We start from the raw sequence: 5,671 nt of genomic DNA, 5'->3' as shown, positions 1-5,671 counted from the left end.
CCGCGACCTCGGACTTGTTCGATTACATCGAAATGTTTTATAACCCGGTTCGTCGGCATGGTTCCGCCGGCGATCTTTCACCGATTGAGTTCGAGCGGCGCTACGCGTTAAACGGCTCGTGAGTGTCTATGAAACTCTGGCCGGTCCAAGTACAACCATCGAGATGCTGCAAATCCTGCGCGTGCGCGGGCTTTCCACGTTGGGCGACCTATCACGCTTGCCCTCGCTTTCTGCCCTGCGCATCGAGGACCAGTTGCAGCTTTCGAGGCTGGACCTGTGCGGCGCGAAGTTGGAACGGCTGTCGCTGTTCAATTGCCGGAACCTGGCCGAATTACCCGGGCTAGACGTGCAGGACCGGTTGCGGGAGTTTCGCGCTTCGGGCGTGGCGCTTGACCTGAATGCATTGCGTGACCGGGATTGGTCTCCGGCTACTCGTTCTGTCAGCCTGTTTTCGGGCAGCATGAAATGGAACGACGACGCCGAGGTCCGCCTGGCTGCACGTGGGTTAGGCGAGAAGGGTAGCCTCTGGCCATAATTTGCCTTTCTCGACGGTCACGCGCTCTAGGGCCTGCCGCAACTCAAGGCGCAGTAATGGATATCCCTACCGCGCGTGCTTCCCCGATCCTTGATTTCGTTTGCTTGATATTGTCAACAGGCTCTAGGGTGGCGGGACTTCACGTCGTCAGTCTGTCCACCAACAAGGTCCTCACTCGATGTCGTTCGGAGCCTTGTCCATGCCGAATGTCGCCTTGCTCGCGAAGCGTCGCCGCACGCTGTGCGATCGTACCGTTCCCGTTGTCGCACTGACGCCGATTGCCGCGCGCATCGGCGCGCAGGCCGCCCCGCACGACAACGACGGCGACAGCCGTTTTGCGCCGGGTTTCGTGCCGGGCTTCCTGGTCTTCAGCCGCAGCGTGTACGACAACGTGTCGGGCAACGCGGCACGCCCGAAGTGCCGAACAGCCTGCAGAAAGGTTTCGCGCACGACCAGATGGTGACGAGTTTCAGCTCGAAGTCGGAAACCGGGCTGCATCTGTCTCTCGACGGCAGCTATCCTCCTACCCACGGTCTAAGGGGCCACTGACCCGCCCCCGTCCTGGTCACAAGCGAGATACCCGCTCAGGAACCCGAAAAACACCGCCTTGCGCGACCCACGCCTCAAAGCGCTTCAACCAACCGCCGCGTGCTCTTCTCGCAATACTCGTGACACGCGACCCGCGCCGCAATCGACGCGCCGTGCACGAACCTCGGCGCATCCGCCCGCCGCGACATCGACACGACGATCGACGGCGGTGACGGCTGCAGTGGCAGCTCGACGACTTCGCCGCTCTCGATCAGCGCATCGACGAACAGCACCGGAATCGCCGCGACGCCGAAACCGTCGCGCACGAGTTGAACGATCACGGAGATGGAAGGCGACCCGGTGATGCGCGTGTCAGACAGCGGCACGCCGTGCGCATGCGCAAGGGTACGGACGATATCCTCGAGCGCACGGTGGGGCGCCGTACCGCGCCCGTACGTGAGAATCGGCTGGCGCAGCACCTGCCGCGCGAGGCCCGAGCGCGTATTCGGCAGCAGCCCCGCCCGCGCGATCCAGCGCACCGGATAGTTCGCGAGCGCATCGCACACGACCGACGCTTCGTCGCTGCCTTCCACGCGGATGATCAGGTCGAGCTCGCCGGCCATCAGCCGGCGCTGCAGCACGACGCTGACGTCGACGGTCAGGTCGATTTCCAGCTGCGGATAGTCGGCCGCCAGCCGCCGCATGTAGTGCGGCAGCCAGCTGTGCACGACGGTCTCGATCACGCCGAGCCGCAGCTTCCCGCGCAACGCACTTTCGCCGGACGCGGCGGCCTGCAGTTCCTGCGTCGCCTCGACCACGGCTTTCGCATAGCCGAGCAGGTATTCGCCGTTCGGCGTGAGCCGGAACTCGCGGCTGTCGCGGTCGACGAGTACCGTCTGCAATTCGTCCTCGAGCGCCTTCAGGCGCTGCGAGATCGCGGCCGGCGTCGCGTGCAGCGCGGCGGCCGTCGTGCGGAAGTTGCGCAGCTTCGCGAGCGTGACGAAGGTTTCGAGAAAACGCGTGTTCATGGTGGTCGGCAAGGCGTTGGGCGCGCAGCTTGTCCCGCTGAAAAAATGAACGGGACTGGGGAAAACCCGGCTTCGTGTAAAGAAATTCTATATACGAAGCGCAAAAAAACTCGTTGGCGACAAAATTTTTTCTTTTCTATTCTTCGCCGTATCCGATGACACGACACCGTCATCCCGACGACACACCGACAAGCGACAGAACCTCATGACGCCTTCCGAATTCCGCCAGTCCGTGCGCCGCGGCGCATTCCGCGGCCCGACCGCGGGCCATTGCGGTCCGTACGCGCAAGCGAACCTCGCGATCCTGCCCGATGCGTACGCGCACGATTTCCTGCGCTTCTGTCAGGCGAATCCGAAAGCCTGCCCGCTGCTGGGCGTCGGCGAACCGGGCGCGTTCCGGGTCGACGCGCTCGGCGAGGATCTCGACATCCGCACCGACGTGCCGAGCTACAACGTCTACCGCGACGGCCGCCTGACCGAGCGCGTCGAGTCGCTGGACGCGCTGTGGCGCGACGATTTCGTCGTGTTCGCGATCGGCTGCTCGTTCTCGTTCGAGGACATGCTGGCACGCGAAGGGATCGGCCTGCGCCACGTCGAGGAGGGGCGCAACGTGCCGATGTACCGCACGTCGATCCCGAACCGCCGGGCGGGGATCTTCGGTGGTCAGCTCGTCGTGTCGATGCGGCCGATGCGCGGCGCCGACGCGATCCGCGCGGTGCAGATCACGAGCCGGTTTCCGGGCGTGCACGGTGCGCCGATCCATCTCGGCGATCCGCGCGAACTGGGCATCGCCGACCTGAACGCGCCCGAATTCGGCGACGCGGTGACGATCCGCGACGGCGAGCTGCCGGTGTTCTGGGCGTGCGGCGTGACGCCGCAAACCGCGCTGATGGACGCGAAGCTGCCGATCGCGATCGCGCACACGCCCGGCCACATGCTGATGACCGACATCACGAACGCGTCGCTGGCCGTATTCTGATCCGGGGCGACGACGGCCCGCACCACATATCGAACGACGTACCGCACCACATACCGCACGCACGACCGCCGTTTGACGGCGCATCACGACAGGAGCATCACCATGGAAAGCAAGACCCTCGCGGCGAACGCCGCGGAGCCCGCGAGCCCCGAGCGCAACGGCCTGTTCTCGTGGTACGGCGACGCGCAGCCGCGCGAGCGCCGCGCGTTCTGGAGCTGCAAGGTCGGCTACATGCTCGACGGGATGGACACGCAGATGCTGTCGTTCGTGATCCCGACGCTCGTCGCGACCTGGGGCATCTCGTTCGCGGACGCGGGCTTCATCGGCACGGTCACGCTGCTCGCGTCGGCGGCCGGCGGCTGGATCGCCGGCATCCTGTCCGACCGGATCGGCCGCGTGCGCACACTGCAGCTCACGGTGCTGTGGTTCGCCGTGTTCACCGCGTTGTGCGGGCTCGCGCAAAACTACCATCAGCTGCTCGCCGCGCGCGCGCTGATGGGATTCGGCTTCGGCGGCGAATGGACGGCCGGCGCCGTGCTGATCGGCGAAGTGATCCGCGCGCGCGACCGCGGCAAGGCGGTCGGCCTCGTGCAGTCGGGCTGGGCGATCGGCTGGGGGCTGTGCGCGCTGTTGTATGCGCTGCTGTTCTCGGTGCTGCCCGCCGAGCAGGCGTGGCGCGCGCTGTTCCTCGTCGGGCTCGCACCGGCACTGCTGGTCGTCGCGATCCGCCGCTACGTGAAGGAGCCGGACGTCTACGAGAAGGAGAAGGCCGCGCAGGCGAAAGTGGCCGACGCGCCGCGCCTCACCGAGATCTTCGCGCCGAAGCTGATTACGACGACGCTGCGCGCGGCGCTGCTGACGACCGGCGCGCAGGGCGGCTACTACGCGATCACGACGTGGCTGCCGACCTTCCTGAAGACCGAGCGTCACCTCACGGTGATGGGCACCGGCGGTTATCTGGCGATGATCATCTTCGGCTCGTGGGTCGGCTACCTGACGAGCGCGTACCTGACCGACCGCCTCGGCCGCAAGCCGAACTTCATCCTGTTCGCGCTCGGCTCGATGGTGATCGCGTTCGCGTACACGTCGCTGAACCTGACCAACGCGTCGATGCTGTGGCTCGGTTTCCCGCTCGGCTTCTTCGCATCGGGCATCTTCTCGGGGATGGGCGCATTCCTCACCGAACTGTTCCCGACCCGCGTGCGCGGCTCCGGCCAGGGCTTCTGCTACAACGTGGGCCGCGCGATCGGTGCGCTGTTCCCGTTCCTGATCGGCGCGCTGTCCAAGCAATACGGGCTCGGCATGAGCATCGGCATCTTCGCGGTCGCCGCATACGGCGTGGTGATCGTCGCCGCGCTGACGCTGCCCGAGACACGCGGCCGCGAACTCGACGCCGCCTGAACCGGCGGGGCAGTCCGCCCCGCGTTGTCCTCCCCCTTTCATCGACACCGTGACATGGCGCGCCGCGCGCGCCGTGCGGCGGCGCTCGTCCTCGATTTCACGACGCATCGACCCGACATCATGACTGACCGACACGACACTCCCGTTTCCTCCGACGCCGCGCGCTGGCAATTCTGGATCGACCGCGGCGGCACGTTCACCGACATCGTCGCGCGCCGGCCCGACGGCACGCTCGTCACGCACAAGCTGCTGTCGGAGAACCCCGAGCAGTACCGCGACGCGGCCGTGGCCGGGATTCGCCATCTGCTGGGCCTCGCGGCCGGCGAGCCGATCACGCCCGAGCGCGTCGACATGGTGAAGATGGGCACGACGGTCGCGACCAACGCGCTGCTCGAACGCAAGGGCGAACGCACCGCGCTCGCGACGACGCGCGGTTTTCGCGACGTGCTGCGCATCGCGTACCAGAACCGGCCGCGCCTGTTCGATCTCGACATCGTGCTGCCCGATGCGCTGTACGAAACCGTCGTCGAGATCGACGAGCGCATCGGCGCGCACGGCGACGTCGTCGTGCCGCTCGACGCGGAGCAGGCCGAAGCGTCGCTGCGCCGCGTGTACGACTCGGGCGTGCGCGCGCTCGCGATCGTGCTGATCCACGGCTATCGCTACACCGCGCACGAGCGCGCGCTGGCCGCGCTGGCGCGCCGGATCGGCTTCACGCAGGTATCGGTGTCGCACGAGGTGTCGCCGCTGATGAAGATGGTGTCGCGCGGCGACACGACCGTCGTCGACGCGTACCTGTCGCCGATCCTGCGTCGTTATGTCGAGCAGGTCGCGCACGAGATGCCGGGCGTGAACCTGCAGTTCATGCAGAGCAGCGGCGGCCTCACGCGTGCCGACGCGTTCCAGGGCAAGGACGCGATCCTGTCGGGCCCGGCCGGCGGCATCGTCGGGATGGTGCGCGCCGCGCAGGCGGCCGGCTTCGAGCGCGTGATCGGCTTCGACATGGGCGGCACGTCGACGGACGTGTCGCACTACCACGGCGAGTTCGAGCGCGTGTTCGAGACGCAGGTGGCCGGCGTGCGGATGCGCGCGCCGATGATGAGCATCCATACGGTGGCCGCCGGCGGCGGCTCGGTGCTGGGCTTCGACGGCGCGCGGCTGCGCGTCGGGCCCGAGTCGGCCGGCGCGAACCCGGGGCCG

Annotated in this window: 7 protein-coding genes; 6 read left to right on the top strand and 1 reads right to left on the bottom strand. The window is 66.9% G+C overall.

Going from position 1 to position 5,671, the window contains the following annotated elements; translation table 11 throughout:
- The 3 genes from DPV74_RS38590 to DPV74_RS38580 all read left to right on the top strand — a co-directional run.
- A partial coding sequence (locus DPV74_RS38590; RefSeq protein ID WP_155651108.1) for an IS3 family transposase occupies window positions 1–122 on the top strand: 122 nt, incomplete at its 5' end.
- A complete protein-coding gene (locus tag DPV74_RS38585; protein ID WP_162923264.1) occupies window positions 119–535 on the top strand; it encodes a hypothetical protein in 417 nt (138 codons plus the stop codon). The genes DPV74_RS38590 and DPV74_RS38585, both read left to right, overlap by 4 nt.
- 199 nt (window positions 536–734) lie before the next feature.
- The gene (locus DPV74_RS38580; protein ID WP_174393873.1) at window positions 735–998 is read left to right on the top strand and encodes a hypothetical protein; all 264 of its coding nucleotides are present in this window, start codon (window positions 735–737) and stop codon (window positions 996–998) included.
- 160 nt (window positions 999–1,158) lie between these two features.
- On the opposite strand, the gene DPV74_RS38575 is transcribed toward DPV74_RS38580, so the two are convergent.
- Window positions 1,159–2,091: a LysR family transcriptional regulator gene (locus DPV74_RS38575; protein WP_059695231.1), complete on the bottom strand. Its 933-nt coding sequence runs from the start codon at window positions 2,089–2,091 to the stop codon at window positions 1,159–1,161.
- Window positions 2,092–2,296: 205 nt separating this feature from the next.
- Here DPV74_RS38575 and DPV74_RS38570 point away from each other — a divergent pair, with 205 nt between their 5' ends.
- From DPV74_RS38570 to DPV74_RS38560, 3 genes are all read left to right on the top strand, one after another.
- Window positions 2,297–3,070, top strand: coding sequence for a putative hydro-lyase (locus DPV74_RS38570; protein WP_119339091.1), 774 nt, complete (start codon window positions 2,297–2,299; stop codon window positions 3,068–3,070).
- A 102-nt stretch (window positions 3,071–3,172) separates the two neighbouring features.
- Window positions 3,173–4,471 (top strand): MFS transporter, encoded by a 1,299-nt coding sequence (locus tag DPV74_RS38565; protein ID WP_027790774.1) that lies wholly within the window; start codon window positions 3,173–3,175, stop codon window positions 4,469–4,471.
- A gap of 120 nt (window positions 4,472–4,591) precedes the next feature.
- The coding region (locus DPV74_RS38560) for a hydantoinase/oxoprolinase N-terminal domain-containing protein (RefSeq protein ID WP_276141797.1) at window positions 4,592–5,671 on the top strand (1,080 nt) is incomplete at its 3' end.

The organism is Burkholderia sp. HAN2018 (assembly GCF_024704855.1).
Lineage (GTDB): Bacteria > Pseudomonadota > Gammaproteobacteria > Burkholderiales > Burkholderiaceae > Burkholderia > Burkholderia cepacia.
The sequence above is the reverse complement of the archived record's forward strand: the minus strand, read 5'-3'. Positions and strand labels throughout refer to the sequence as shown.